The sequence below is a fragment of the Bradyrhizobium sp. Kon10 genome (assembly GCF_055807395.1).
In genome coordinates this window covers 1-419 of the sequence record NZ_JBVVOZ010000133.1, presented here as the reverse complement: position 1 = coordinate 419, position 419 = coordinate 1, and the positions used below count along the sequence as shown (strand labels likewise).

Annotated in this window: 1 protein-coding gene; it reads right to left on the bottom strand. The window is 61.6% G+C overall.

The window, feature by feature from the left end; all coding sequences use genetic code 11:
- On the bottom strand, window positions 1–218 hold a 218-nt coding region (locus AC0L2O_RS36400), incomplete at its 3' end, for a hypothetical protein (RefSeq protein WP_473373149.1).
- Between the last annotated feature and the right edge of the window lie 201 nt (window positions 219–419).

Sequence of the window (419 nt, the reverse complement as noted above, 5' to 3'; positions counted from 1 at the left end):
GGCTGCCCCGGGCCCGATCCCGGGCCAAACGGACCGCGCTGGTTGCCGGGGCCCTGCAAGCCGCCAAAGATAAGGCCGCCGACCCATTCGGCAGCGTCTCTGATGGCGCCGCCGATGGCACGGAAGGCGTCGCCGAGCCAGTTGCCGCCGACGACCATTTCAAGTTCCGCATCGTTCAGTTCGATGATTTCCGATTTTGCATGTTCCAGGTTCAGCATTTCAGTCACTCCTGTTGAGGTGATGTGTGATGAAAAACGTTTGGACGTGTGGTTCTCAGCGGTGGAAGATGCCACCAGGCAACCAGGGGTTCGGGCCCAGGGGCGGTTGCGTCGTGATCTTGCCATTCACGATCCACGGGCCGATGCAGCCTCCGTCATTGATGAAGCCACCGCACACGGAGCCCAATTCGCGCTCGTCCA